Annotated in this window: 25 protein-coding genes and 1 riboswitch; of the genes, 13 read left to right on the top strand and 12 right to left on the bottom strand. The window is 44.1% G+C overall.

Annotated elements, in window-relative coordinates:
- Nucleotides 1–201: 201 nt before the first annotated feature.
- Both cydB and DACET_RS00935 read right to left on the bottom strand, forming a co-directional pair.
- Nucleotides 202–1,242, bottom strand: coding sequence for a cytochrome d ubiquinol oxidase subunit II (gene cydB, locus DACET_RS00940; RefSeq protein WP_013009540.1), 1,041 nt, complete (start codon nt 1,240–1,242; stop codon nt 202–204).
- On the bottom strand, nt 1,243–2,565 hold the full coding sequence (locus DACET_RS00935) for a cytochrome ubiquinol oxidase subunit I (RefSeq protein ID WP_013009539.1): 1,323 nt from the start codon (nt 2,563–2,565) through the stop codon (nt 1,243–1,245).
- 378 nt (nt 2,566–2,943) lie between these two features.
- Between DACET_RS00935 and DACET_RS16740 the strand changes: the two genes are divergently transcribed.
- The gene (locus tag DACET_RS16740; protein ID WP_083772445.1) at nt 2,944–3,135 is read left to right on the top strand and encodes a diguanylate cyclase domain-containing protein; all 192 of its coding nucleotides are present in this window, start codon (nt 2,944–2,946) and stop codon (nt 3,133–3,135) included.
- Between the two features lie 231 nt (nt 3,136–3,366).
- Here DACET_RS16740 and DACET_RS00930 read toward each other — a convergent pair whose 3' ends face one another.
- On the bottom strand, nt 3,367–4,422 hold the full coding sequence (locus DACET_RS00930) for a 3-deoxy-7-phosphoheptulonate synthase (RefSeq protein ID WP_013009538.1): 1,056 nt from the start codon (nt 4,420–4,422) through the stop codon (nt 3,367–3,369).
- A gap of 318 nt (nt 4,423–4,740) precedes the next feature.
- Between DACET_RS00930 and DACET_RS00925 the strand changes: the two genes are divergently transcribed.
- The gene (locus DACET_RS00925) at nt 4,741–5,079 is read left to right on the top strand and encodes a zinc ribbon domain-containing protein YjdM (RefSeq protein WP_013009537.1); all 339 of its coding nucleotides are present in this window, start codon (nt 4,741–4,743) and stop codon (nt 5,077–5,079) included.
- On the opposite strand, the gene DACET_RS00920 is transcribed toward DACET_RS00925, so the two are convergent.
- Together DACET_RS00920 and DACET_RS15285 are read right to left on the bottom strand one after the other, a co-directional pair.
- A complete protein-coding gene (locus tag DACET_RS00920) occupies nt 5,076–6,491 on the bottom strand; it encodes a sigma-54-dependent transcriptional regulator (RefSeq protein ID WP_148214118.1) in 1,416 nt (471 codons plus the stop codon). The two genes, DACET_RS00925 and DACET_RS00920, sit on opposite strands and share 4 nt — an antisense overlap.
- Nucleotides 6,460–8,322: an ATP-binding protein gene (locus DACET_RS15285; protein WP_013009535.1), complete on the bottom strand. Its 1,863-nt coding sequence runs from the start codon at nt 8,320–8,322 to the stop codon at nt 6,460–6,462. The genes DACET_RS00920 and DACET_RS15285 overlap by 32 nt, the downstream gene beginning before the upstream one ends.
- 217 nt (nt 8,323–8,539) lie before the next feature.
- On the opposite strand from DACET_RS15285, the gene DACET_RS00910 reads away from it, so the two are divergent.
- From DACET_RS00910 to DACET_RS15280, 11 genes are all read left to right on the top strand, one after another.
- Nucleotides 8,540–8,944, top strand: a complete 405-nt coding sequence (locus DACET_RS00910; protein ID WP_013009534.1) for a response regulator — start codon at nt 8,540–8,542, stop codon at nt 8,942–8,944.
- Nucleotides 8,941–10,143, top strand: a complete 1,203-nt coding sequence (locus DACET_RS16705; protein WP_013009533.1) for a methyl-accepting chemotaxis protein — start codon at nt 8,941–8,943, stop codon at nt 10,141–10,143. The genes DACET_RS00910 and DACET_RS16705 overlap by 4 nt, the downstream gene beginning before the upstream one ends.
- Before the next feature lie 9 nt (nt 10,144–10,152).
- Complete coding sequence (locus DACET_RS00900; protein WP_013009532.1) at nt 10,153–10,503, top strand: hypothetical protein; 351 nt, start codon at nt 10,153–10,155, stop codon at nt 10,501–10,503.
- Between the two features lies 1 nt (nt 10,504).
- Nucleotides 10,505–10,870: a response regulator gene (locus tag DACET_RS00895; protein ID WP_013009531.1), complete on the top strand. Its 366-nt coding sequence runs from the start codon at nt 10,505–10,507 to the stop codon at nt 10,868–10,870.
- Between the two features lie 5 nt (nt 10,871–10,875).
- Entirely contained in the window at nt 10,876–12,951 is a 2,076-nt protein-coding gene (locus DACET_RS00890) for a chemotaxis protein CheA (RefSeq protein WP_013009530.1), read from the top strand.
- A 25-nt stretch (nt 12,952–12,976) separates the two neighbouring features.
- Entirely contained in the window at nt 12,977–15,016 is a 2,040-nt protein-coding gene (locus DACET_RS00885) for a HAMP domain-containing methyl-accepting chemotaxis protein (RefSeq protein ID WP_013009529.1), read from the top strand.
- Between the two features lie 11 nt (nt 15,017–15,027).
- Nucleotides 15,028–15,567 (top strand): chemotaxis protein CheW, encoded by a 540-nt coding sequence (locus tag DACET_RS00880; RefSeq protein WP_013009528.1) that lies wholly within the window; start codon nt 15,028–15,030, stop codon nt 15,565–15,567.
- 82 nt (nt 15,568–15,649) lie between these two features.
- On the top strand, nt 15,650–16,498 hold the full coding sequence (locus DACET_RS00875; RefSeq protein WP_013009527.1) for a CheR family methyltransferase: 849 nt from the start codon (nt 15,650–15,652) through the stop codon (nt 16,496–16,498).
- Between the two features lie 2 nt (nt 16,499–16,500).
- Entirely contained in the window at nt 16,501–16,986 is a 486-nt protein-coding gene (locus DACET_RS00870; RefSeq protein WP_013009526.1) for a chemotaxis protein CheD, read from the top strand.
- Entirely contained in the window at nt 16,987–18,060 is a 1,074-nt protein-coding gene (locus tag DACET_RS00865) for a protein-glutamate methylesterase/protein-glutamine glutaminase (RefSeq protein WP_013009525.1), read from the top strand.
- An 8-nt stretch (nt 18,061–18,068) separates the two neighbouring features.
- On the top strand, nt 18,069–20,438 hold the full coding sequence (locus tag DACET_RS15280) for a sensor histidine kinase (RefSeq protein ID WP_013009524.1): 2,370 nt from the start codon (nt 18,069–18,071) through the stop codon (nt 20,436–20,438).
- Between the two features lie 6 nt (nt 20,439–20,444).
- On the opposite strand, the gene cobA is transcribed toward DACET_RS15280, so the two are convergent.
- From cobA to DACET_RS00825, 7 genes are read right to left on the bottom strand one after another with little or no spacing between them, the layout of a single operon-like run.
- Nucleotides 20,445–21,149, bottom strand: a complete 705-nt coding sequence (gene cobA, locus DACET_RS00855) for a uroporphyrinogen-III C-methyltransferase (protein WP_013009523.1) — start codon at nt 21,147–21,149, stop codon at nt 20,445–20,447.
- On the bottom strand, nt 21,146–21,937 hold the full coding sequence (locus DACET_RS00850) for an ABC transporter substrate-binding protein (RefSeq protein WP_013009522.1): 792 nt from the start codon (nt 21,935–21,937) through the stop codon (nt 21,146–21,148). Before DACET_RS00850 ends, cobA begins: the two co-directional genes overlap by 4 nt.
- On the bottom strand, nt 21,891–22,598 hold the full coding sequence (locus DACET_RS00845; RefSeq protein ID WP_013009521.1) for an ABC transporter ATP-binding protein: 708 nt from the start codon (nt 22,596–22,598) through the stop codon (nt 21,891–21,893). Before DACET_RS00845 ends, DACET_RS00850 begins: the two co-directional genes overlap by 47 nt.
- Nucleotides 22,595–23,545 (bottom strand): FecCD family ABC transporter permease, encoded by a 951-nt coding sequence (locus DACET_RS00840; protein ID WP_013009520.1) that lies wholly within the window; start codon nt 23,543–23,545, stop codon nt 22,595–22,597. Before DACET_RS00840 ends, DACET_RS00845 begins: the two co-directional genes overlap by 4 nt.
- The gene (locus tag DACET_RS00835; RefSeq protein WP_013009519.1) at nt 23,542–24,285 is read right to left on the bottom strand and encodes an ABC transporter permease; all 744 of its coding nucleotides are present in this window, start codon (nt 24,283–24,285) and stop codon (nt 23,542–23,544) included. Before DACET_RS00835 ends, DACET_RS00840 begins: the two co-directional genes overlap by 4 nt.
- Complete coding sequence (locus DACET_RS00830; protein ID WP_013009518.1) at nt 24,282–25,130, bottom strand: ABC transporter ATP-binding protein; 849 nt, start codon at nt 25,128–25,130, stop codon at nt 24,282–24,284. The genes DACET_RS00835 and DACET_RS00830 overlap by 4 nt, the downstream gene beginning before the upstream one ends.
- A complete protein-coding gene (locus tag DACET_RS00825) occupies nt 25,127–26,086 on the bottom strand; it encodes a sirohydrochlorin cobaltochelatase (RefSeq protein WP_013009517.1) in 960 nt (319 codons plus the stop codon). Before DACET_RS00825 ends, DACET_RS00830 begins: the two co-directional genes overlap by 4 nt.
- A gap of 74 nt (nt 26,087–26,160) precedes the next feature.
- A riboswitch (cobalamin riboswitch) is annotated at nt 26,161–26,361 on the bottom strand.
- Between the last annotated feature and the right edge of the window lie 57 nt (nt 26,362–26,418).

The following is a 26,418-nucleotide window of genomic DNA, read 5'->3' as shown; positions in this document are numbered from 1 at the left end:
TCCCTGCCTGAAAATAACAATAGGATTTAAAACTTATTTGATTAAAAGTACCACAGAAGAGGTTAAACTTGGGTTAAGTACACACTTAGGCTTAATAAAAAGAATAAGATATTTTTAGTAAAAATCTGATTGCCACTCACTTTCAATAACAATCTGCAAATTAAAAAAGGCTCCAACATTAGGAAGGAGCCTTGGAACAGCTTAGTAAGATTCCACTTCCGGATCTGCAACATCTTCCGGTGAAACAGGTTTTCTAAAGATATAATATGTCCATATCTGATACATCAGCACCAGCGGAACAAATATCGCAACAACTATTGTCATAACTGTCAAAGTGTACCTGCTGGACGAAGTATTAAACGCCGTAAGTGAAAATTCCGGTGAAATGCTTGAAGGCAAAAGGTCAGGAAATAATCCTATAATACCTGTAAACACAGTGAGGAGTATTGTCGTGCATGAGAACCCGAAAGCTTTAACACCTGAGCTTGTGCCGGAGGCAATGAGAGACGTTACACAAAGAACTATAACGGCAAACCACATCGGCATCTCGATATAATTCTCGTAAAGCCTCGTGGAAAAATACGTTGCAGCAAGAAATGCAACAGCCACAGCCACAAGAGGGATAAACAGTTTTCTGGACATGTTTTCTGCCCTTTCAGCAAGTGAACCGGTAGTCTTTACGCTTAGCCACAATGCGCCGTGTCTGGCAAAAAGCAGAACAAAAAGAACACCGGTAAGAAGCGCATAGGGATTAAGAAGCATAAAGAAATTACCTTCATAGACAAACTGACCGTCTGCCATATTAATAGGAATCCCCCTGAAAATATTACCGAACGCAACCCCAAAAAGCAGTGACGCCAGAAAGCTGCTGGTCATGATAGTAATATCCCATCCTTGACGCCAGCGGTCAGTGTCCCTCTTCCCTCTGAACTCAAAACCGACCCCACGAAAGATCAGACTGAACAATATTAAAAGCAGCGGCAGGTAAAGCCAGCTAAACATATATGCATATGTGGTGGGAAATGCGGCAAAAGTTGCACCGCCCGCCGTAATAAGCCATACTTCATTTCCGTCCCACACGGGACCAAGTGTATTTATGACAACCCTCCTGTCTGAATCAGACTCAGAAAGAAAAGGCATCAGCATGCCCGCACCGAAATCAAAACCGTCGAGCATAAAGTAGACTGCCCATAAAAGCCCCCAAAGAGCAAACCATACAACCTGTAATGTAGTAAGTTCCATTTATGCCTCCAAAGCCTTTTCAGGACCTTTTTTTGAATATTTCACAAGCAGGTAAAAGTCAATTATCCCAAGAAGAGAGTAAAAGCTGACAAACCCAACCAGTGAAAAGATAACATGCCCAGGTGTGAGATTAACAGAGACAGCGTCGGATGTTTTCATCAGTCCGTATACTATCCATGGCTGCCTTCCAACTTCAGCGACAATCCAGCCCAGCTCTCCAGCGATATAAGGGAGAGGGATACAGAGTACAAGAAGCTTCAGGAACCACCTCTTATTTTCGATAGATTTCTTTTTGTAATATATGAGAGCCATTAACGTAACCAATATAAAAAAGGTCCCCAGCCCCACCATAAAGCGGAAACTCAGAAAAGTAAGCACAACTGGCGGACGCATGTCAGGCGCAAAATCTTTCAGCCCTATAACCTCAGCATTCCAGTCATGGAAAGCAAGAAAGCTTGCGAGCTTTGGTATCGGAATAATCTCAAGTGCATTACGCTCGTTTTTAACATCCGGAACAGCAAGAATATACTCAGGAGCTCCCTTCTGAGTTTCCCACAAAGCTTCCATAGCAGCAAACTTCGCAGGCTGGTGTTTAGCAACCTCTATACCGCTGGAGTCGCCTATAAAAGCGAGAAACAGTGTGGCGGCAAGCCCAAAAGCAGCACCGTATTTAATACTTTTCTTGAAAAACATCATCTCATTCTTTCTAAGAAGATGATAGGCAGATATACCCATAACGAAAAATGAAGCAACAACCCACCCGCTTGAAACAGCGTGAAAAAATTTCGTCCACGCATACGGAGAAAAGATAAGAGCACCGAAATCGACCATCTCTGCCCTGCCGTTTTTCAGCTCATACCCCACAGGATGCTGCATCCATGCATTAGCAACGAGTATCCACAGGGCTGACAGATTTGAGCCGAGCGCAACCATCCATACTGCGAAAAGATGTACTTTTTTGCTTACTTTTTTCCAGCCGAAAATCCATACTCCAAGAAACGTGGACTCCAGAAAAAAGGCAACTGTCGCCTCTATTGCCAGTGGTGCACCGAAAATATCACCGACATACTTAGAGTATTCCGCCCAGTTCATTCCGAATTGAAACTCAAGTGTTATCCCAGTTACGACACCTACAGCAAAATTGATCAGAAACAGCTTCCCCCAGAATTTTGTCATCCTGAGATACATCCTGTCCCCAGTGCGGACATACATAGTTTCCATTATTGCCACCAGAATGATCAGTCCCAGCGTAAGAGGGACAAAGAGCCAGTGAAAACCTGCTGTCAATGCAAACTGAAGCCTCGATAATGCGATTGCATCCATTGATTGCCTCCTGTAATTTTAAGAAGAAATAACAAGCCAATGCTCAATAATAGCTCCTAAAAAATTAGTTTGTCAACCTACAGGGGACAAATTTTGTCTTATATCAGATCAGTACTACCTGAGACTAAAACAAAAACGCTCATGTATTTTCAGTAGAAAGATGTTATCGGCACCATTTGCCTTAAGAGTGGTTCTCTTGCTTCGCACGTGCTTAACACACGAAGTTACAACTTCATTGTCACAAATAGAGAATATGCAAAATACGTCACTGCGAAGCACGCAGGGCTGTGGCAGTCTATGGACTCATTAGTTAATCCTGAGATTGCTTCGTCATTACATCCCTCGTAATGACTTAAGCTCTAAAGCTGTGATTAGCTCATTCATCCACGCATAAATGCGTGGTGCTATGTCTTCGACCGCATAAACGATACCCACGGAAAACACACGGAAGATTCTATTCTCATACAGACAGGCAGACGGCTCCAGGAAAATATCAGACCAACAGATTATGCTGCCAGATGGGGGGGAGAGGAATTTATTGTTCTCATACCGGAGACATCGCTTGAATAAGCATTAGAAATTGTAGATATCCTGCGTAAAGCTCTAGGATCTATACAAATACCGAACGTACCAGCCCAAACCACCAGCTTCGGCGTAAAAGCACCCCGTCCGAAGGACTACATAGAGCCAATCCTTGCAAAAACCAGCAAATCGCTCAACATAGCAAAATACAATGGTCGAAACACTGTGGCATCGGTTTCAAAATCCAGTCACCAAAGTGACTGATAAACTTTTTATCTCTCAGAGCCTTCGGTGGGCATCAGTGAGCATCTCTTCTGTTGTTTCCCAATCCACACATTTGTCTGTAACAGAAACTCCATACTTAAGCTGTGAAAGATCATCTGGTATGCTCTGGTTGCCGCAGTATATGTTGCTCTCAATCATAACGCCTTTTATTGCTGTCTGACCTGCTCTTATCTGCTCTACGACACTGTCCAGCACCTCACCCTGACGCTTATGATCTTTGTATGAATTTGCATGACTGCAGTCTACCATGATAGCAGGGGGAAGATGGTTATCGGAAAGCAGCGTAACTGTTTCTTCTATATCTTTTTTGTAATAGTTAGGAGAATCGTTCCCGCCTCTGAGAACTATATGAACATCAGGATTACCTTTTGTATGAACGATGGCTGTTACACCTTCATAGTTTATACCAAGGAAACTATGCTCACGACATGCCGCAGACATAGCATCTATGGCTATTTTCAGCCCGCCGTCAGTGCCGTTCTTAAACCCCACAGGGAAAGACAGCCCGCTTGCCATCTCTCTGTGAGTCTGGGACTCCGTGGTTCTCGCACCTATTGCTCCCCAGCTTATCATGTCGGAAAGATACTGAGGTGTAATAGGGTCGAGCATCTCCGCTGCAATCGGCAGTCCAAGCTCTGTTATGGAGCAGTAAAGCTGTCTTGCCATCCCAAGCCCTTTTGATATCTGATATGTCCCGTTAAGGTCAGGGTCATTAATAAGTCCTTTCCAGCCGACTGTTGTTCTCGGCTTTTCGAAATAAACACGCATAATGATAAGGATTTTGTCTTGCACCTTTTCTGACAGTTCCCTCAGCCGTCCCGCATACTCGAGAGCGGCATTAGTGTCATGAATGGAACATGGCCCCACCACAGCAAGAAGCCTTTTATCTTTTCCGTTCAGAATGTCCTTAATAGCGTTCCTTGACTTATCAACAAAGGCGTCGCCGTCAAGAGGCATAGGAAACACCTGCTTAAGATACTGCGGTTCGATTATGGGTGTTACTTCAAAAACGTTAATGTTGTTTGTTTCTATCCGTTGACTTGGGCTCATGTTCAATCTCCCTGAATCGTGTTTAATCTAATATAATTTATATCATTAAAGTAAGCATGTCAAAACACTTTACAGTTAAAATTATTATAGAGCTACATCAAATATACTTTAATTCATTAACTATTCTGCATATTTTTTCATGATTGGTAAGTCCGTTTATTACTTACACTGAAAATCCACCGACAGACCACAAAAATATCACGCTGTAAATCGGACTATTGCAGTGCACTTATGCATAAATAGTCAAATAAACACATAGTTGCTTTTCCCGCGCCCCTTTGCTACTATTACCGTCAAAATTCAATAAAGGACAACAACATGAGCGAACTGCCCAACTGCCCGAAATGCCAATCAGAATATACATACGAAGATCGCGGACTGCTGATATGCCCCGAATGCGCACATGAATGGACAGCCGAAGAAGCCGCCAAAGCTGAAGAAGCAAGTATCATCAGGGATGCAAACGGAAACGAACTTAATGACGGGGACAGCGTAACTGTCATAAAAGACCTGAAAGTAAAGGGTTCTTCCCTAGTGGTAAAAGTCGGAACAAAGGTTAAGAACATACGTCTTGTTGACGGAGACCATGACATCGACTGCAAAATTGACGGCATAGGAGCGATGAAGCTTAAATCAGAATTTGTAAAGAAATCCTAAGAGTTGAGCCGCTTATTCAAAGCCTGACGTGAGATCCCCAGCAGAGATGCTGCCCTGCTCTGGTTACCGTCTGTTCTCCTGAGAGCCTCTTTAATAAGGCGCATCTCCATCTCTTTGAATGTCGGAAATTCACCGGAATATTCGAATGCTGTATTATAACGCTCAGATTTCAGTCTTGAAACCTTAATATGATGCTCCTGAAGGAATTGTTTCAATTCTGCTGTTGTAACACATGTATTTTTGAACATAATCACATAATCGGCAACAACAGCCTCAAGCTCCCTTACGTTTCCGGGGAAATCATGTTTTTTCAGAGCTTCTATAAGCCCCAGAGGAACGCACTCCGGCTCCAGCGAAAAACCGAGAAGATGCTTTTCATAAAAATAGTGAAGTAAGAGCTCGATATCCTCTCTTCGGTCTCTGAGCGGGGGAATTTTGATTGTATGAGCAGCCAGTCTATAATATAAGTCCTGCCGGAATGCACCGTCAGAAACCTTTTGTTTCAGATCAGCATTCGTGGCCGCGATAATCCTCGCTGTTGTTTTTCTGGGTTTATCAGACCCCACAGGAAGATATTCATTATTTTGCAGCACACGAAGAAGCTTAACCTGCGTCTGATCACTCAGGTCACCTATCTCATCCAGAAAAACTGTCCCCATATCGGCAGAGGCGAGCAGTCCGGCACGATCCTTATCCGCTCCGGTAAATGCCCCCTTCTTGTGCCCGAACAAAGTATCATTGAACATGTTTTCGTCAAGCGCAGAGACATTTACAGGAATAAGCTCCCCTTTTCTGCCGCTGCATTTATGAACTGCTTCCGCTATCAGCTCTTTCCCTGTCCCAGTCTCTCCGGTGACAAGTACAGGTGCATCCCCTGATGCTACAGCCTCAACATATCTCTGAACACGTTCCATCAAAGAGCTTCGGGTTATGATACTTTTAAAAGCGGGATTTACAGCAGAACCACCTGACAGCTTTTCTTTTACACTCACAAGCTCATTTTTTATCCTGTATATTTCCAGACCTTTGATGATAGCTGTCTGAAAACGCTCCTTATTAATCGGTTTTACAAGATAATCAAGAGCCCCGTTCTTTATGCAGCGTACTGCGGTTTCCACATCCTCTGTTCCTGAAACAATAAATACAGATGCATTTCTGAACATTCCCGTAACTTCCTCCAGAAGCTGTTCACCATCCATACCCGGCATGCGCAGATCAAGAAAGATCACAGCGGGCATCAGGCTGTGTATTTCTTCCATCAGCATAAGCGGATCGTTATAAAGTCTGTACTGTTTATACCCGACTTTGCGCAAATAGATTTCGTATGATTTAGTTATGACGGGTTCGTCGTCAACAATGACGATCATCTCGCCACTCATTTCACTCACATCCCGGTAATTGTATTCTGACACACGTTCCTTCTCCGGGAGTGGAGGAAATGTCTATCACGCCTTTGTGCTCCTTAATAATTGCATATGCAATGGAAAGCCCCAGACCTGTTCCGCCGCAATTCTGTCTGGTAGTAAAAAAGGGTTCAGTAATTCTGTCCAGATGGTCACTTGGAATACCGACACCTTTGTCTGTAAAATCCACAACGACCTTCCCGGCAGATGGGTAACACTTAACCTCAACCAGCGAATCACCACTCGCAACAGCCTCAAGCGCGTTCATAAGAATATTAATAAAAACCTGCTCAAGCTTCTGTTCATTTCCATTGACATCAGGTAACCCAGGAGCAATATCCATTATAAAATTACCCGTGGTCTTGCTTATCTGGTGCTCCAGAATACGTACTGATGTTCGAAGCGTATTCTCTATATTCAGCCTTTCGGAATAACCGGAACTCTCTGTTTTTGCAAATCCTTTCAGATCCTGTACAATATTCTTAATTCTCTCAGAGCCATTAATTATCCCATGCATCAGCTCTTCGATATCGCTTCGGAATTCAGCCAGAGTCATATTCCCGATACTCTGCCCGGGTGTTTTATCATCAAGATGATCAAAGATGTCACTCCAGAAATCCACCAGAAGAGAGCTGTTAAACATAATAAAGTTGTTAGGATTATTTATCTCGTGTGCCACGCCGGAAACAAGCGTACCTAGAGATGTCATTTTATTTGCATGAATAAGCTTCTGTTGCAGTTCGCGTTCCATTTCAGATATTCTGACCTGTTCTGTCACATCATGAACATCAAAGAGAAAGAAAGATGCACTGTCAAACTCCACACGTTTCCCACGGAAATTAGCAAAGAACTCTCGCCCTTCTTTATCTTTCTGCCGGATCATATCCACTCTGAAAGACTTGTCCGCGTCCATCGACTGCTCCACAGCCTTTAAAGCTTCACTGCCTATGTACTCACTGATACTTATATCTGCCTCAACATCCTGACTAACTTTATAAAGCTGCGCAAAAGCATCATTCATCTCGAACAGCCTCATACCTTCACAGGAAACAAGCACAGCAGGGATCATCTTCTTTCTGAATATTTTGGTAAATCTCTGTTCAGCATCCGAAAGAGCAGACCTGACAGCTATGATTTCAGTGAGATCTGTAATGGTCAGCAGCGTACTCTTCCTGCCTTCCCAGACAAAATCACTGGTATGTATGAGAATGCTTTTTTCAGCCCCGCCAATCTTAGCAGTAAACATTTCCCCGGATCTGCTGCTTCCGATGTTATGCAGTGTCTCAATATCAGGAGAACCGCCCAGAACATCTTCTATATTCTTACCTACAAGATTGTCAGCACCCACCAGTTCAGAAAAGCGGCTGTTTGTCCTTATAATTTCTCCGCTGCCTCTGATGAGCACAATAGAGTCAGAGATGTTATCCATAACACCCTGTAGCATCTCATGCTGGCTTCGGTTTTTGTTTTCAAGCTCTTTGCGGGCAAATGCCGTCCTGAGAGAAGCGATAAGCATACCGTCGGTATAGGGTTTTATAATGTAGCCGTACGGCTCCGTTTGTATAGCACGGTCTATCATGCTGCCGTCAGAGTAGCTTGTCATGTAGATCACAGGAATATCATTATCCTTGCGGATCATAGCAGCAAGCTCCACACCGTCAATGTCAGACTTGAGGTTGATATCCATCATGATAAGATCCGGTTTGTCAATTTTAATTGACTCAAGCGCCTGATCCGGTCTGGTTGCCGTTTCAGTAACCTGATATCCAAGCTTTCCAAGCCTTCTCGCTACATCCAGTCCTATAATAATCTCATCTTCTACAATCAATATTTTTTTCATATGGTATTCCTGATATCTATATAGATAAAGTTTAAGGCATATTTACCTACTGTCAACTTTAATTTACCAAACGTGTTTTCACTTAATTATAAACAACTTACTACACAATAAAAATATTGCGTCAACGATGATTGACGATCCGCAATGTGAATAAAAACACTAAACTGCTGGTAAATAAGCCTTTAAACTATGGCACACTGATTGCTTTTTAACCAACATGGAAACTAAAAATATTCTTTTGATCGATGATGAAGATCAATTCAGAAACGGTGTAAAAATAGCTCTGAAGAAACAGGGCTATAAAGTTATAGAGGCTGCGGACGGGTATGAAGGCATGAGGCACATAATACGGAGTGCGACTTCAGACGAACATTACAACCTTATAGTTCTGGATATTATGATGCCAAAGGTTTCAGGTGCCGACATCCTTGAATTCATGGTTCACAAAAATATAGATACCCCCGTCCTCGTTATCACTGGTTTTATTAACTACGACATCAAATTCTTCTGCTCGAGGCTGAGCAAAGTGGATATTTTACAGAAACCATTTCTGTCATCGGTATTCATATCTAAAATTAACGAAATGCTTGCAGAACCTACAAATCAAAGGAGTAACGCATGAAACAGATCGACAAGGGGGGCATGGTCTTTCTGCTTTTACTTTTGACTGCCCAGACCGGCACGGCATTCATTTCCTCATCCGGATCAAGATTTGCCGTCAGTGTGATTCTATCTATCGTCATATTAATAGCAGTTTACTTAGTCACCAGAAAAAGCTGCGGGAAAGTCACTACAAAGTTTCAGTCAAAAGAACAGGCATGCTACGAAGGGATAAAAAAGGCTGTCTTCCCTGTCTCTGAAGTTCTCAAGGAGCGTGCAGAGCTTATGAATATTCTGCGGGGACAACTTCTGAAAGCAAACGCAGACAGCGAAAACGCCCACAATAATATCTCTGAGAAATTCAGCGAGATAGTATCCAGAGCAGAAGAACAATCAGAAAATGCAGCAATGGCTGTTTCTGCATTTACAGGTTCAACAGGGTCAAGCGGGTCTTTCATAGATAAAAGCCGTGCGACACTTATGAATGTTGTAGAAGAAATCGGACACATCAGTTCCTACATTGAGGAGACCAATAATGAGCTATCTGTTGTTATCAATGATGTAAATGAAATCCAAGAAACTGTGACTAATGTTGAATACATCGCAGATCAGACAAACCTTCTCGCTCTTAACGCTGCCATTGAAGCAGCAAGGGCAGGGGAAGCAGGCAGAGGGTTTGCTGTGGTTGCAGACGAAGTCCGTAAACTTGCAGAAAAATCAAATGAATTTGCTCTTGAAATTAAAAATATAGTACAGAAGGTTTCTTCCAGCGTAAACAACATCCACGTCAACGCTGTCAGGAACGTCAAGAACGCAAATGAAATTAAGGATTCATCAGGTGCGGAGATAAGCACCACTCTTGAAAGCCTGAACGAATCCATCAGCACCTCGAACTCCATTGTGCAGGATCTCCAGGGGTCGTCAAGCATGCTGGCAGACGAGATAAACAACATGGTCGTTTCCATGCAGTATCAGGACATAAACAGGCAAAGAATAGAACACGTCATTGAACCTCTTGAGATAATGAACTCAGACCTTCTCGAACTCAGCAACACTCTCAGCAGCTATAAAGGGGGCATTCTCAAGGTCGATGTAAGCGAAATAGCAAAACATATGGCAAACATATACACCATGGAGTCTGAAAGAGAAATCTTCGGGACTACAACCAACAAACCGTCGAACGGCTCCGCCCACGAAGACGACAATGTTGAGCTTTTCTAGGAGGCAGACATGCTTGATATGAAATATGAAAAAAAGAACGACAAAACAGCCCGGCTTTTACTCAGCGGTGAACTTACAGTTATGAACACAATACCTCTTCATAAAAAAATTCTTGAGATATTTGAAGATGTTGACTCCCTCTCCATATCACTGGAGAAGATATCTAAAATAGATATGACATTTGCCCAGCTGCTTTGTGCGTCCCATAAAGCTTACTCCCACGCAGACAAAATCTTCAGCATAGAGGGTGACTGTGCAGCTCTCTACTCAAGGACTGACGATCTCGGATACACAAGACATAAAGGCTGTGGAAACGATAAAAACGACGACTGTGTACTCGTAAGAAAGGAGGTTCATTAAGATGGCAAAGACAATTCTGACAGTAGATGACTCTGCAAGTATAAGACAGATGGTTAAATTTACCCTGACCAAAGAAGGATATAACGTCATAGAAGCAAGCGACGGGAAGGATGCCCTCACCAAAGCCGGCTCTAATACTGTCGACATGGTCGTGACAGACCTTAATATGCCGAATATGGACGGAATCACACTTATCAAAGAGCTGAGAGCACAGCCTAAGTTTAAGTTTATACCTATCATCATGCTCACAACAGAGTCCCAGGACGGAAAAAAGTCAGAAGGTAAATCAGCAGGTGCAACAGGCTGGATAGTTAAACCTTTCAAACCGGAACAGCTTATAACTATAACGAAAAAAGTTCTGAGGTAAATACAATGGCTGTAGATGTGCATCAGGAAGTTTTTATACAGGAAGCTCAGGAGCTTCTTCAAGAACTTGAATCTTCACTCCTTGAGCTGGAAGAGAACTCAGGCGACATTGAACTGGTCGCAAGAGTATTTCGCGCCATGCACACGATCAAAGGATCGGGGGCAATGTTCGGCTTCGAAAATATCGCTCACCTGGTGCACGACATAGAGACTGCATATGACAAAGTCAGAAACGGCGAACTCAAAGTATCAAAGGCAATGCTTGAGTACTCACTGAAATCCTGTGACATCATAAAAGAGATGCTTGAAGACCCTGAAATAAAAGCTGATTCAGCTTTAGCAACGGAAATACTTTCTTTTTTCAGAGGACTGCAACAAACCGCGGATCCCGGTAAAAACAAAGCATCAAAAGAAAAGAATAAGCAGAAAACACCTGAACCTTCAGAAATACGGACATTCCGGATAAGATTCCGTCCATCAGAAGACATACTGTTGCAGGGGACAGATCCGGAGCTGCTGCTTATGGAACTTGAAGGGATGGGGGAAGCTAAGATTGTTGCCCATACAACCTCAATACCCTCCGCTCTGAAAATGAACCCGGAAAAATGCTACACTTTATGGGACATCATATTAACTACAACCAAAACCGAAGATGATATTAAAGATGTTTTTATATTTGTAGAAGACGACAGCGAAATTACTATTACTGAAATTGAAGATTTTGACGGCGACAGAGATAATTATAAAAAGCTGGGAGAAATCTTACTCGAAAAAGGGGATATAACTCCGGAAGTATTAAACAAACTGCTCAGCGAGAGGAAAATGCTGGGAGAGATGCTTGTTGAATCAGGCATAGTGGCACATGAAACCATCGAAGCTGCATTGGCGGAACAAAAAACTGTTAAAGACATCCGTGCCAAAAAGAACGCAACAGAAAATAATTCAACCCTGCGGGTACCGTCCGAAAAACTGGACATTCTGGTGGATCTGGTCGGAGAACTCGTAACAGTTCAGGCAAGACTGAACCAAACTGCTGTTCAGGACATGAACCCTGATCTGCTCAAGATTGCAGAAGAAGTCGAAAGACTGGTATGGGAACTCCGTGATAATACAATGAGCATCAGAATGCTCCCCATAGGTTCAACATTTAATAAATACAAACGCCTTGTACGCGACCTTTCAAAAGAACTGGGAAAAGATATTGAACTTGTGACAAAGGGGGAAGACACCGAGCTTGATAAAACTGTCATAGAAAAACTCGGAGACCCTCTTGTCCACCTGATAAGAAACAGTCTTGATCACGGGATAGAAACCCCCGTTGAGCGTGCTGCTGCCGGTAAAAAAGATAAAGGGCAGATACTCCTTTCCGCCGTACACTCCGGTGACTCTGTTCTGATCGAAATCAAAGATAACGGCAAAGGCATACGCAGAGATATAGTTTATAACAAAGCAATCGAAAAAGGCATTATTCCGGAAGGCGCAGAGCTTACGGATAAAGAAGTGTGGGAGCTCATTTTCGCACCTGGATTCTCTACTGCTGTCTCAGTTTCTAATGTCTCCGGCAGAGGCGTCGGCATGGATGTTGTCAGACGAAACATCGAAGAGCTGAGAGGAACTATCGACATTGACAGCATACAGGGTGAAGGGACTACCATTACCCTAAAACTACCCCTTACGCTGGCAATCATTGACGGACTTCTTGTCAGCATAGGGGAACAGTTTTTTATAATTCCTCTCTCTATAGTCAAAGAATGCATAGAGTTTTCCGAAGGGGTTACACACCGGAAATCCGGTAGAAAGATAATTAAAGTCAGAGACGACCTTGTCCCTTATGTAAAAATGCGTGACATATTCGGTATAAGAGAAGCTGAACCGGCTATACAGCAGATAGTGATTGTCGAGCTTGAAGAAAGGAAAGTCGGGTTCCTTGTCGATAATGTCGTTGGCGACCACCAGACAGTTATAAAATCTCTCGGCAAAGCTTTTAAAGGTGTTGAATGCATATCCGGGGCATCAATCCTTGGTGACGGCTCGGTAGCTCTGATCATAGATATAGCAAAAATATATACAAGTATTGAATAAGTATCAAAAGGTACGGAGGGACAATATGTTTAGTAACATGAAACTTGGAACACAAATAGCAGTCGGCTTTATAGCTGTGCTGTTTCTACTCCTCGTGGTGGCATCAGCCTCCTTTATTGGAGTTCAGAAAGCCTCTAAAGGCTTCACAGAATACAGGGCACTCGCCAGAGACAACAACCTTGCCAGCGACATGTTGTCGGATATGCTTTTATCAAGAATGGCTGCAAAGGATTTTCTTGTTTCCAATAAAGATGAAGACCAGCTTGCTTTTATGAACCGTACAGATGCCATTGCTAAAAAACTGACTCAGGCAAAAAACTCAATAAAAAAACCTGAAAGAGTTCAGTACCTAACTGAACTTGAAAAAAAACTTAAACAGTACACTGATAATTTCAATCAGGTCGACAAAGCGATAAAAAATAAAAATGCTCAGTTAGGTAACCTTGTGAAACTTGGCATTGATATGCGCAAAGCACTAACAGACATAATGCATTCCGCTCACGCCGACGGCAATATGGAAGCAGCCTATTATGCAGGACGAATGCAGGAGCACTTGATGCTCGGCAGATACTACTCATTTACTTTTTCAACAACAGGTGCTAAAGACGCCGAGGACAGAACAAACATAGAACTCAACGAAGAGATAGGCAAGCTCATCCCTCTTATGGCAAACAACCTCAACAACCCTAACAGTAAAGAAATGTTTGATAACTTTAAAAGATGGCTAAACGAATATAAAGAAGGATTCAAAGTTATGGCACTGAACATTAACCAGTACCATAAAATAGCTGACTCGGCACTGGGGGTCCTGGGACCTGAGCTACAGCAGCTTGCTTTAAACGTCAGTCACAGCGTCACAGCAGATCAGGATCAGCTCGGGCCAAGGGTTCAAGAGAGTAATGAACTCACAATGCAAATAGTCTCAATAATATCTGTAATAGGCTTTCTCATAGGCATATTCTTCGCATGGTTTATAACCAAAGTAGTTAAAGCTCCCCTCGGCGGAGAGCCTAAGGACATGGCAGAAATCACCAAGCGCATCTCTGACGGTGATCTTGATGTTGAATTCGCCACTAACAAAGGAAAAGCACCAACAGGGCTGTACGGAGACCTGAAAGCCATGGTGGATAATCTGCGGTCTATAGTTGCAGACGTAAAATCAGCAGCAGATAATGTGGCGGCCGGCAGTAACGAACTAAGCTCCGCGGCTCAGGACATGTCTCAGGGCGCAACAGAACAGGCGGCAAGCGCAGAAGAAGCCTCATCTTCCATGGAAGAAATGGCCTCCAACATAAGCCAGAATGCCGACAATGCTCTCCAGACTGAAAAGATCGCTCTCAAAGCATCATCCGACGCTAAAGAAGGCGGACAAGCTGTGGGGCAGACCGTAAAAGCCATGAAAGATATTGCAGATAAGATCTCTATAATAGAAGAGATCGCCAGACAGACAAATCTTCTGGCTCTGAATGCGGCAATTGAGGCAGCAAGGGCAGGAGAACACGGTAAAGGCTTTGCCGTTGTTGCATCTGAAGTGCGTAAACTCGCAGAGCGCAGTCAAGAAGCAGCAGGGGAAATAAGTGAACTCTCATCATCAAGTGTTGAGATCGCAGTGAAAGCAGGCGGACTCCTCGACCAGATACTGCCAGACATACAGAAAACAGCTGAACTGGTTCAGGAAATAACAGCAGCAAGCAACGAAATGCGAACAGGGTCAGACCAGATAAATACATCAATACAACAGCTCGATACAGTAATCCAGCGTAACGCAGGTGTCTCCGAAGAGATGGCGGCCACCTCCGAAGAACTATCAAGTCAGGCAGCGGCACTACAGCACTCTGTGGCATTTTTCAAAATGGCAGAAGGCAACAAAGGATATCAACAATCCAAAAAAAACTCCTCCGGAAATAACCCGGGGAAGAAAACCGGGAAAGTAAAAGATATTAAAAGTGATAAAGAAGCTTCCCCTAAAAACAACGGACATAACAAACAGGAAGGACTTATGCTGGATATGTCAACAGAAGGCTCCGGCAAAGATAAACTGGATGCCGAGTTTGAAAGCTTTTAAGGAGGAATCTGATGCCAGAAAAAGAGAAAAGTATGCATAAAAGCTGTCAGGTTCTCACCTTTAAGCTGGAGGAAGAGATATACGGCGTAGACATAATGTCTGTCAGAGAGGTTCTGGACTACACCAGCGTTACAAAAGTTCCGCAGACACCGGAATACATGGTGGGAGTGATAAACCTCAGGGGAAATGTCGTCCCTGTAATAGACCTGAAACAAAAATTCGGCATGAAAAAGACAGCCAAAACGGTAAATACATGCATTATCATTGTAGAAGTTGATATCGATGAAGAGTCAACTGTCCTCGGTGCTCTTGCAGACTCAGTGCAGGAGGTTGTTGAGTTTGACGGAGCAAGCATTGAAGAAGCCCCGAAGATAGGTACTCAGCTCAAAACAGCCTTTATAGACGGGATGGCAAAAAAAGAAGATGGATTTGTTATACTGCTTAATGTCAACTCGGTTTTTTCCACTAATGAGTTGGTAAACATAGCTACAACCACAGAGATGCTACAGGCGAAAACACCTGCCCATGACCCTGTGGAGGCAAGTGTATAGGCAATTACACAGGGAACCCGAACCATATTTGTGCCCCGCATCTTTACCCCGTGCGGGGCAAATATCATCCACAGAGGAAAAGATGACAGTTGATAATGCAATATTTGATCAGGAACTCTCTGCTAAAAACTTTACTATGCTAAGGAGTTTCATAGAAAAAAGCTGTGGAATTAAATTAGCTGATACAAAGAAAAGTATGGTGGAGGGCAGACTTCGTAAAAGGATAAGAGCACTTGGGATGTCAGGCTATAAGGAATACCTTGACTATGTAATGGCTCTCGAAAACGGTGCGGCAGAACAACTCCACCTTATAGATGTAATCACCACAAACAAAACTGAATTCTTCAGAGAGAATAACCATTTTGAATCCATGACAAACCAGATTCTCCCCCTTCTGGCGGACAAAGGTTTCGGGTCTTTGCAGCAGCTTAAGCTTTGGAGCTGTGCAAGCTCAACCGGAGAAGAGCCTTATACAATGGCAATGGTTATGGCAGAGTTTTTTGGAATCAGAGGCAACTTTGCGGTGTACGCCACAGACATTAACACTGCTGTACTTGAAACAGGGCGAAAAGCTATCTATACAGAGGAAAAAGCTCAGAGCATCCCGTTTGACCTGAAGAAAAAGTATATGCTCCGCTCTGTGGAAAGGGCTGATAAGCTTGTTCGGTTCCGCCCTGAAATCCGTTCCAAAGTCAAATTTGCGAGAAATAACCTTAAGGAAAATAAATATGTGGTTCCTGAGAAAATAGATATAGCCTTTTGCAGGAATGTTATAATATATTTCGACACACCGACACAGGAAATGATCCTTAACAAAATCTGTTCCTACATCAGACCGGGGGGCTATCTATTCCTTGGACATTCTGAATCTGTCCACGGAATGACTCTCCCGCTAAAAACTTTTTCGCCTACTATCTACATCAGGACATGACGATGTTTGATGACGTCTCATGCGAATATCTGCTTCCGGGTGAGCTTTATCAGTCTAGTGACCCCATAATGATAAATACCGTTCTCGGTTCATGTATATCTGTCACAATGTTTTCACGGAGGCTTAGTTTTGGAATGATCTGCCACAGTATGCTCCCGAGCTCCTGCGATTCGATCAAGCAGAACGAAAACTGCATGAGATACGTTGACTGCGCCCTACTTTATATGAATGAAGTTTTTACTGAAAAAAAGATTATAAAAGATGAAATAGAAGTTAAGCTTTTCGGCGGCTCTGATATGTTTGAATACAACCGAAACGTTGAGACCATAGGCGCTAAAAACATCAACGCTGCTGTAGCTTTACTGGATAATCTAAAATACACGATAGCCGCAAAAGATATCGGCGGCCAGTTCACAAGAAAACTTTATTTTTCAACTGAGACAGGTATCGTTTATGTAAGAAAAATATCAAGACTGCAGGGGATATAAATGAAAAGCAAATTAAAAGTACTTGTTGTTGACGACTCTGCCGTGGTCAGGCAGACAATTGCTGATGTTCTTCAGTCAGACAGTGACATCGGCGAGGTCGTATGCTGCTCAGATCCTTTTGTCGCTGCCGACCGCATGCGGAGTTTCATGCCGGATGTTATTACTCTGGACGTTGAGATGCCACGTATGGACGGTATAACGTTTTTAAAGAAGATCATGACCCAGCACCCCATACCCGTTGTAATGTGCTCCAGCCTTACAGAAGAAAATTCAGATACAGCGCTGAAAGCACTGGAATACGGAGCCATTGAGATCATACAAAAGCCCAGAATGGGTACAAAAACTTTTCTGGAAGAATCAAAGGTTCTCATCTGCGATGCCGTAAAGGCAGCCGCTAAGGTATCTGTAAAAAGACTAACCCCCAGAACTCCCATCTCTCCGAAGCTCACGGCTGATGCAGTCATCCCCCCTTCCAAAAGCCACGCTATGCTCAAAACAACAGAAAAAGTTATCCTTGTCGGAGCTTCCACAGGCGGAACAGAGGCTCTTACCGTTTTTCTTCAGGGACTTCCGGTAGACAGTCCGGGTGTCGTCATTGTACAGCACATGCCCGAAAACTTCACCCTCTCCTTTGCCAACAGACTGGATACTATCTGCGGTCTGTCTGTAAAGCAGGCGGAATTCGGGGACACTGTCCTCCCGGGCAGAGTCCTGCTTGCGCCGGGGAATAAGCACCTGCTGATAAAACGAAGCGGCGCAAGGTACTACGTCGAAACGAAAGAAGGTCCTCTTGTAAGCAGACACAGACCGTCAGTTGATGTCCTTTTCAGATCCGGTGCAAGATATGTCGGCAACAATGCTGTAGGCGTTATACTCACTGGAATGGGGGACGATGGCGCAAGAGGCATGAAAGAGCTTAAAGATGCCGGCGCTTTCAACTTTGCCCAGGATGAAAAAAGCAGTGTCGTTTTCGGAATGCCCAAGATGGCTATAGACCATGGCGGGGTTGACAGAATCCTCCCACTGAAAGATATACCTGCGGCAGTTACACACTTTTGCAGGCAAAACAGCTAAGGTATTAAATGTATGATATAGTTTATGACATATTCTCCACGCTGACAGCGTCAGTACTGTTCACCCTTATGTTTATAATGCTGTACGCAATAGAGAGAAAGTCATACCTGCTTTTATGGGGGCTGAGTTCTCTATGTTTCTCTGCTCTGCTCGGGATAAGGCTTTTCATAGAGCTTTCCCGTAAGGACAGCAGTCCCCCTCTGCTTATGCTCAGCTTAATCTTCATAAGCAGCTATTTTCTGCTAGCGGGTGTAATGAAGTTCCTTTCCCGCAAGCATATAGCCAGAATGACAGAATTTCTCGCACTCTTGTACTCTCTGATAGTTGTTTTATATCTGAATATAGAAAATATTGAAATCACAGCATTTCTTGTCTTCTTCACAAGTGCATATATTTATTGTTACAGTGGTTTTGCTCTTTTCATGCATACCAGAAAGTTTAGCATTGGAGGAAAAGTCGCAGGCATATCCATGCTTGCATGGGGACTGCATAAGGCTTATTACCCTTTTATAAGACACGTTGAATGGCTGAACTCTGTAAGCTACCACATAGTCTTCATACTCATTCTTACAACAGCTTCCGGCATAATGCTAATGCATTTCGAAAAAGTTAAAAAAGACCTTAACGAAAGAGAAAGAGTATTCCGGAGCATCGCTGAGGTCTCAGGAGATATAATCTTTATTGTGGATTATATGCCTGAAATGAAACTAAAATACGTTAACCCTTCTGTGGAAAAAGTTACGGGCTACAGTGTGGCAGAGATATTTTATTCAGAAGAACTCCAGAATACATTCTTCATGAACTACCTGCTGAGAGCCAGAACACACAGCTACAAGCATTCAAGTACACCGGCAAGATCGAATATACATGAAACCACTTCGAAATCAGGAAAAGAGCTCATTCTGGAGTATTCATCAACAGACTACTACGGAATGGACGGCACAATAGAAAAAACTATAGGCTATATCACTGACGTAACCAAGGATGTTCTTGCCTTTGACACACTCATAGACAGACAGGACTGGTACGAGGCAATATTTCAGAAATCCACCAGTATGCAGATGCTCGTCAATGCAGAAACAGGCTTCATAGCAGATGCTAACCGCCCGTTCACAGAGCTGTACAAATACGGAATAGAAGAACTTCGCGACATGAGGATGGATAACCTTTTTATCAGCCGGAACGAAGCTGTCAAGTTCTGGAACAGCGACAGCGATGCTGAACGCCCCTACAGGTACAAAACAATAGACAGGTATGGCAATCTGAAAACTGTACTCATAGCAAAAACAAAAATAATTTTCGGAGATACCCAATACTTGTATGTAAGCTTCACTGACCTCACAAGCGAGGCCCACTTCCAGAAACAGCTCAGAAACATCACTACCCTTCACAGTGCAATACTCGACTCGCTCCACGAAGGGGTAATGGGTATTGACGATTCAGGAAATATATTCTTTGTAAACTCCTATGCTCAGAAGCTTCTCGGATATTCCGACATTGAGCTCATCGGAAGAAACCCCCATGAATGCATACACCACGACAGCGAAGACGGGCATCGGGGGATAGAGGACTGCCCGCTAATGCATTTCATAAGCAATGGTGAGGACACCTGCTCATATCGTGATTTCATGATGAGCAAAAGCGGCAGAGTGTTCCCTATAGAGTCCTATGTCAGCTTCCTGCGGTATTATGATAACGAAAAGAAATGCATACTCATATTCAGAGATATTACAGAAGAAACCGCAACTCAGGCAAAAATGGTATCACAGATTCAGGAAAATGAAGTGCTCCTTCAGGAAGTGCACCACAGGGTGAAAAACAATCTCCAGATCATATGCAGCCTGCTGTCCCTGCAAAGTGAGTCACTCGAAGACCAAAAACAATACAACTACCTCAGCGACTCAATAGCACGGATCAAATCCATGTCTCTTATACACGAACTACTTTACCAGACACAGGGACTTGATGTCCTAAGCATAAAGGACTATCTCGAAAAGCTCACTTTTGACCTGAAGTATATGTTTGCCGTCAACGACGACATAACCCTTATCACAGACATTGAAAATGTCGCAATATCCCTTGATAAAGCTGTGCCTTCCGGACTCATAATAACAGAGCTGTTCACCAACGCCGTCAAACACGCCTTTAAGGACAAAAAACAGGAGAAAATTATTGAGGTTGGATTCAAACAGTACGGCGAAAGCTATAAAATGTGGCTGAAAGACAACGGAAACGGTCTCCTGCCTGAAACAAGCTTTAATGAGAGCAAATCTCTGGGTCTAACTGTCATCAGATCCCTAACGAAACAACTGGGCGGCGAAATAGAATTTGTAAACGACAACGGCTTAAATATCTGCATCACCTACCCCATCTCTTAGCTGCCGCTACCCCACATCACCGATAACAATAGTTGCAGGGTTCTCTATCATATTGCCTTCAATGGTTTCGGAAATCGTTCCGAGAGTACACCTGAAAAGCCGCTCCTGTTCTGTCTCCAGCTTTTCGCCGATCATAACAGATGTCAGCTCACTCATGCCGAATTCCACAAGCTTTCTGCATATTCTAGGGGCATTCTTAACACCCATATAGATGACGATGCTCAGACCGAGTCCTGCCAGAGCTTTCCAGTTATATGTATCTTCTATTTCACCGTTTTTCGGGTGACCTGTAATGAACACCACTCCAGACGCTGTGCGCCTGTCTGTCAGAGCCGCTCGCATCTTTGCAGAAAGTGTCGCAGCGGAAGTCACACCGGGGACAATCATAACGTCAGCTCCCATCTCTTCTGCCGCCTCAATCTCTTCGATAGAACGGGCAAAAACAGTGCTGTCCCCCCCTTTTAGTCTGGCAACTATCTTCCCTTCAGAAAGACATTTTTTGATAAGGTCGTTTATCTCATCCTGACGAATACAGTGCTTATAGGGAGTTTTTCCAACCTGAACAAGCTCCTTCCCCCGGGCAAAATCCAATATGCCGGGATGCAAAAGTCTGTCATATAAAACAATATCAGCACGTTTAAGTTCATTTATCCCCTGGAGGGTAATAGACTGGGGCCCGAGCCCTGCGCCTATGATTATAAGTTCTTTCATTTTGACCTCTCGCTGAAACTGTTGAATAAAGCATTCAGCTTCAGTACATTTTCAAAAGACAGGCTGTTTGCCCTTGAAAACTCCCTCTCATCCACCTGAACATATTCAGATTTCATAGTTTTGAAAATCTCTCTATCCTGCGGAGGCTGAGGGTTCTTATTCATGGGTCCAACCTGATAGATGTATATATCGGGATTGTCTGCAACGGCATTTTCCATGGAATACCTTATCATCTTCTTTTTACTATGTTCATGATAAGCGCCCCCCGCACGGTTTATTATGTCCACGGCGATATTCCCCCCGCCTGCGATGGTGTATGGAATCTGCATAACTTCAAAAAACACACTTGGGCTCTTTGCCGGGGGAACCACAGATTCAAGCATTTTGCTGAGTTTACCGTTAAGCTCTTTCGCCTCTGCCTCTTTTCCCATCAGCCTGCCCAGCTTATCAATATCTTTCAGGATATCTTCCAGAGTTGAAGGATTGTATTCAGCGACAGGGACACCAGCGTCCTGCACCATCTTTTCTGTAAAAAATCTATTAGAAGGAATTATTATCAGATCAGGGCTGAGAGATATTATCAGCTCCAGATTAGGACGGATATGGCTCCCAACTTTCACAGCATCTGGGAATTCTTCCACACTCTTTGTCTTTCCTACGATATATTCACCGCAGCCTAGCTTTTCCATAATATCCGCAGCAGCAGGTGCCAGAAGCACCACTCTCTCTGCGGCAAAAGCACTAAAGGTAAAAGCTGTAACGACCAGCAGCAGTACCAACCTTAACATCAAACACCTCGGATATCATCTTTGCTGTGACATCTGCCCTGGAGACATCGTACAGCATTTTTCCATCCTTCAGAAACATCAGCCTGTCGAAGTATTCGAGGGCAAGGTTTACGTCGTGGATGGATGTAATTACAGTTTTTTCACTATCTATCATGAGCTCCAGCATGGAAAGGCTGTGCCTTATGTCCAGCATGGAAACAGGTTCGTCAAAGAACTGAACAGGGGTATCCTGATTTATCACTCTGGCGAGCATTGCCCGCCTCTTCTCACCGCCGGACAGCTCGCTGAACGGTCTGTCTTTCAGGTGGTACATGTCTGCCATTTTAAGGCTTGTCTCAGTTGAAGCATCCGCTTTGCGCGCATCTGTAAATCGTCCGAACCGCACAACTTCAAAAACAGTAAAAGGGAACGACACCTCGGGTATCTGAGGTAAAAATGACAGTATTCTTGCCCGCTCTGCATAACCCATGCTTTTGATGGAATTCTCCATATAATACACATCTGCACTGCCGAGAACACCAACCATGAGGTGCATCAGAGTGCTTTTTCCGGAGCCGTTCTCACCAAGAAGTGCTACTTTCTCGCCACGTCTTATCTCAAACGAATCGAGGCTCAGGTGAAACCCGCCTCTTTTATAATCTATGCTTCCAGTGCGTATCATGCCCACACCTGCCCTCTGCGTCTTTTCAACATATAAAGGAAGAAAAAACCGCCCAGAATAGCTGTTATTATCCCCACAGGAAGCTCTGTCCCGCCAGGGATAACAGTTCTCGCCACAGCGTCCGACACCACCAGAAGCAGTCCGCCGAAAATGGTTGAATAGTAGATATTTGTCCTCATATCAGAGCCGAAAAAGCTCCGAGCTACATGCGGCACGATAAGCCCCACAAAACCGATAAGACCGCTGAAACTAACTGCCACAGCCACCAGAAGGGTAGAAAGAACAAATGCAAACATTCGCTCTACACGCACATTCACACCGGCTGTCTCAGCTGAATACTCATCCATAGAAAGCAGATTAAGCCGCCCCGAACGCAGGTAAAAATAAGCGTATACAACCAGCAGAACTGAAAGCCCCGCAGAAATCTTCTGATATGAAACTATAAAAAATCCGCCCATCAGCCAGAAAACAATGGACGAAAGTGATTCTTCGAAATAGAACTTGGTAAAACCGATCACCGATGACGCAACGATATTCAGCACAACACCGGCAAGTATCATCGTCACAGGACTCACCACACGCCCCCTTGAGGACGACAGCCTGTAAACCAGCATAAGCCCGCACAGTCCTGTCAGAAGAGCCATAGGCGATATCAGCACCACAGGGAAACCAAGAGCGATTGCAAGAACGGCACCCAGCGCAGACGATGACGCCGCACCGGTAGTAAAGCTGTCTGCCAGAGGGTTCTTCAGCACAAGCTGATAAACAGAACCACTCAGCCCGAGCATCCCGCCAATAACAACGGCAAATAACACCCTCGGCACACGTATTGCCCAGAAGATATTGCTCTGGATATCTGTCATTGAAGTTATATTGATATCTGTTGAACCTGTCAGAGAACAAACACCCACAACAATCACCAGAAACACGGCAAAAAAGATTTTCATGCCTCCACCCTGCTCACAACACGATAGGCAAACGCAAACAGAACGGCAAATATCAGAAGAAGAATCAGCAGATACCTGCCTACATTAAGTTGTCCGCCAATAAGTGAATACCTGATAAGTTTCGTTGAATACGCCAGTGGAAATATTTTTGCTATCCACTGCACAATGACAGGCATCTTCTCCACCGGATAAAATGTCCCCGAAAGGAAGATCATAGGCGTTATCACAAATGTATTTACAGCGAACTGATCGCCGTGATTTTTAACCATAAGGGCAACAATCAGCCCCAGAAGCGAAAATATGAAAAGATGCAGAAGCATGCTCACAAAAAACAGCGGAGTGACGGTCAGCTTTACCCCTATAAAGACTGCATACACGCCGACTATAAAAACAGGGATAAATCCCCGTGTGACACCATAGAACATCTCTCCGGCAACTATCTCCCAGCGCCTGATCGGAGCCAGAAGGTATTCGTCAAAGACCTTAAAGTAAAAGCGTGAGATATTTATCTCTGTGGATATGCCGTAGCTTTGGTTCATACTGCTCATCGCTATCAGACCTGGTATGAGAAAGGCAAGATAACCGACACCGTCCACACTGGACGAACGCCCCACCCCATATCCAAAAGCCAGCAGAAAAAGCAGGGGCGAGATGGACGATGACATCAGCACCTTCCAGCGCCTGCTGTAAAGTACCAGAAACTCTCTGTAGTATATCCCCTTTACGCCGTTCAGCTTCATACGTCTATCCTCCTGCCTGTAATGGAGAGATAGACATCCTCAAGATTTGTCTCACGCAGCTTTGCCGTCCCGCTTGTAGCAGAAAGCCGCGCAAGAGCATCTTCTCTGGTGACAAAGAACTCTGTCTCTGTCACATCGTTTACGAGTATATCAAGTGCCCAGTGTCCGATTCGTTCCATAAGGCTCCGAGCGTCACCCTCTGCGACGATCTTTGCCCTGTCTATCACTATCACGTTGTCAGAGAGCATCTCCGCTTCTTCGATATAGTGAGTGGTAAGGAACACTGTGCAGTTTTTATTAACATTAATACTGCGGATAAAGTCCCACATTGTACGCCTGACAGATGCGTCAAGCCCTGCCGTCGGCTCGTCCAGATAGAGGATAGACGGTTCATGCAGAAGCGCCCTTGCTATGATAAGCCTGCGCTTCATTCCGCCGGAAAGCTTCCCCGCAGGTTTCCCCGCATGTCCGCCCAGACCGGAAAACTCCATCGCCTCTTCTATACGTCTTTCAAGCTCACCGCGCCCCATACCGAACAGCATCCCATGAACCTTAAGATTCTGGTAAACAGAGAGGTCTCTGTCCACATTGTTATGCTGAGGCACAACGCCGATGTTACGCTTCAGATCGCTTCTGTCAGAGCTGAAAACTTCACCGCGGTAGCGTATCTCCCCTGATGTCGGCTGAAGCAGGTCGGTGAGCATATTAACCGTTGTGGTTTTCCCCGCACCGTTTGGACCGAGAAATGCAAGAATACTGCCTGTTTCCACAGTAAAGCTTATCCCGTCCACAGCAGCAACACCGCCGAAATTTTTAGTCAGGTTCGATACTTCAATCTCTTTCATTTCAGTGCGATTCCGACCTGAGCCGCAGCCTCCTGAATGTGTTTAATGAATATTTTCCTTATTCCTGCTTTGTCGCCAAGCCCTTCAAGAACAGGGTCAACGTCATAACCGGCTTTGGTAAGTATTGTTTTCCATGCGTCGTCTTCATCACCTGCCATGTCGTTGTTGGCGTGATCACCCGCAACTATCATCAGGGGCTTAAGCAGAACTTTTTTGGTTCCTGCGTTCTTAAGTTTATCAAGAACAGTGTCAAGATCGGGAAGACCTTCAACAAGACCGACAGCAACAGGCACATCATACATTCTGTTCATAACGATCTCTAGTTCATAGTATACACCCTGAGCCATATGTTCGTTACCGTGCCCCATATAAACAAGCGCTGCGCCCTCTTTCTCTGCCTGCTTGATGTCATCACCCAGAGTTTTTGCCAGAATTTCAACATCTTCTGCGTGGGATGTTGTACCTGTGAGCGGTTTCCCGAGTGCTATGGCATTAAACGGCTGAAATTTCTCTTTAATAGTGTGTATTGAGCGGAGTCCGTTCACATAAGACTCAAGATCCTGAAATTCTTCGCCGTTTGCCACATGAGTGGACTGTACAACGATATTTCTGTATCCTTCGTTCTGAAGGTCAGCAACAGCGCCGAGAACATTTTTCACTTTATAAAGCTGTGCAGGGACTTCAGGATGTTCTTTTTTATAATCTTCATCCATGTCTCTTTGGTTCCATATCTTTCTGATAATGTTGGATGTGAAGGCGAGTCTCACAGGTGTTTGCGGAAACTCCTTTTCAGTATCTTTCACTATCGCAAGAATAGAGTTAAGTGTTGATTCGTAGCTTGTACCAAAAGCTGTGATAACTATCGCAGATTTCTCCTCTTTCATATGACCGTCTCCTGATGCATAGACCACCCCTGACAAAAGGAGTGTTAACACGACTAATGACAATATTCTCATCAGTACCTCCTGGAATTTTGTATGGGTGAACTTTTAAAGAGTTGTTTAAAGTTGAAACAGGAACCTCTATCCTCGTAAAGTTTATCAGCAGATCAGATATCCTGACTTCCGGCTTAGTTAGTTAGCTTTCCTACTCCTGCGCCTTCCCATTCGTCCATAGGTCTGATGCCCTAAATAGTGGCTATTGCAGTTTCGTTCCGGTTACAGTAGCGGGACTGTTTTGGATTTACACCAAATTCCCTGAATTTGCCTACACCCTGCCCGTATTTCACATTAAAAGCGTAAAACAGTCAACGAAAAAGAAACATTTTCTTGACCCTCGTTTTTTTTTA

This window comes from Denitrovibrio acetiphilus DSM 12809, assembly GCF_000025725.1.
GTDB classification, from domain to species: Bacteria; Chrysiogenota; Deferribacteres; order Deferribacterales; family Geovibrionaceae; genus Denitrovibrio; species Denitrovibrio acetiphilus.
Note: the sequence above shows the minus strand (reverse complement) of the source record. Positions and strands in the feature narration are given on the sequence as shown.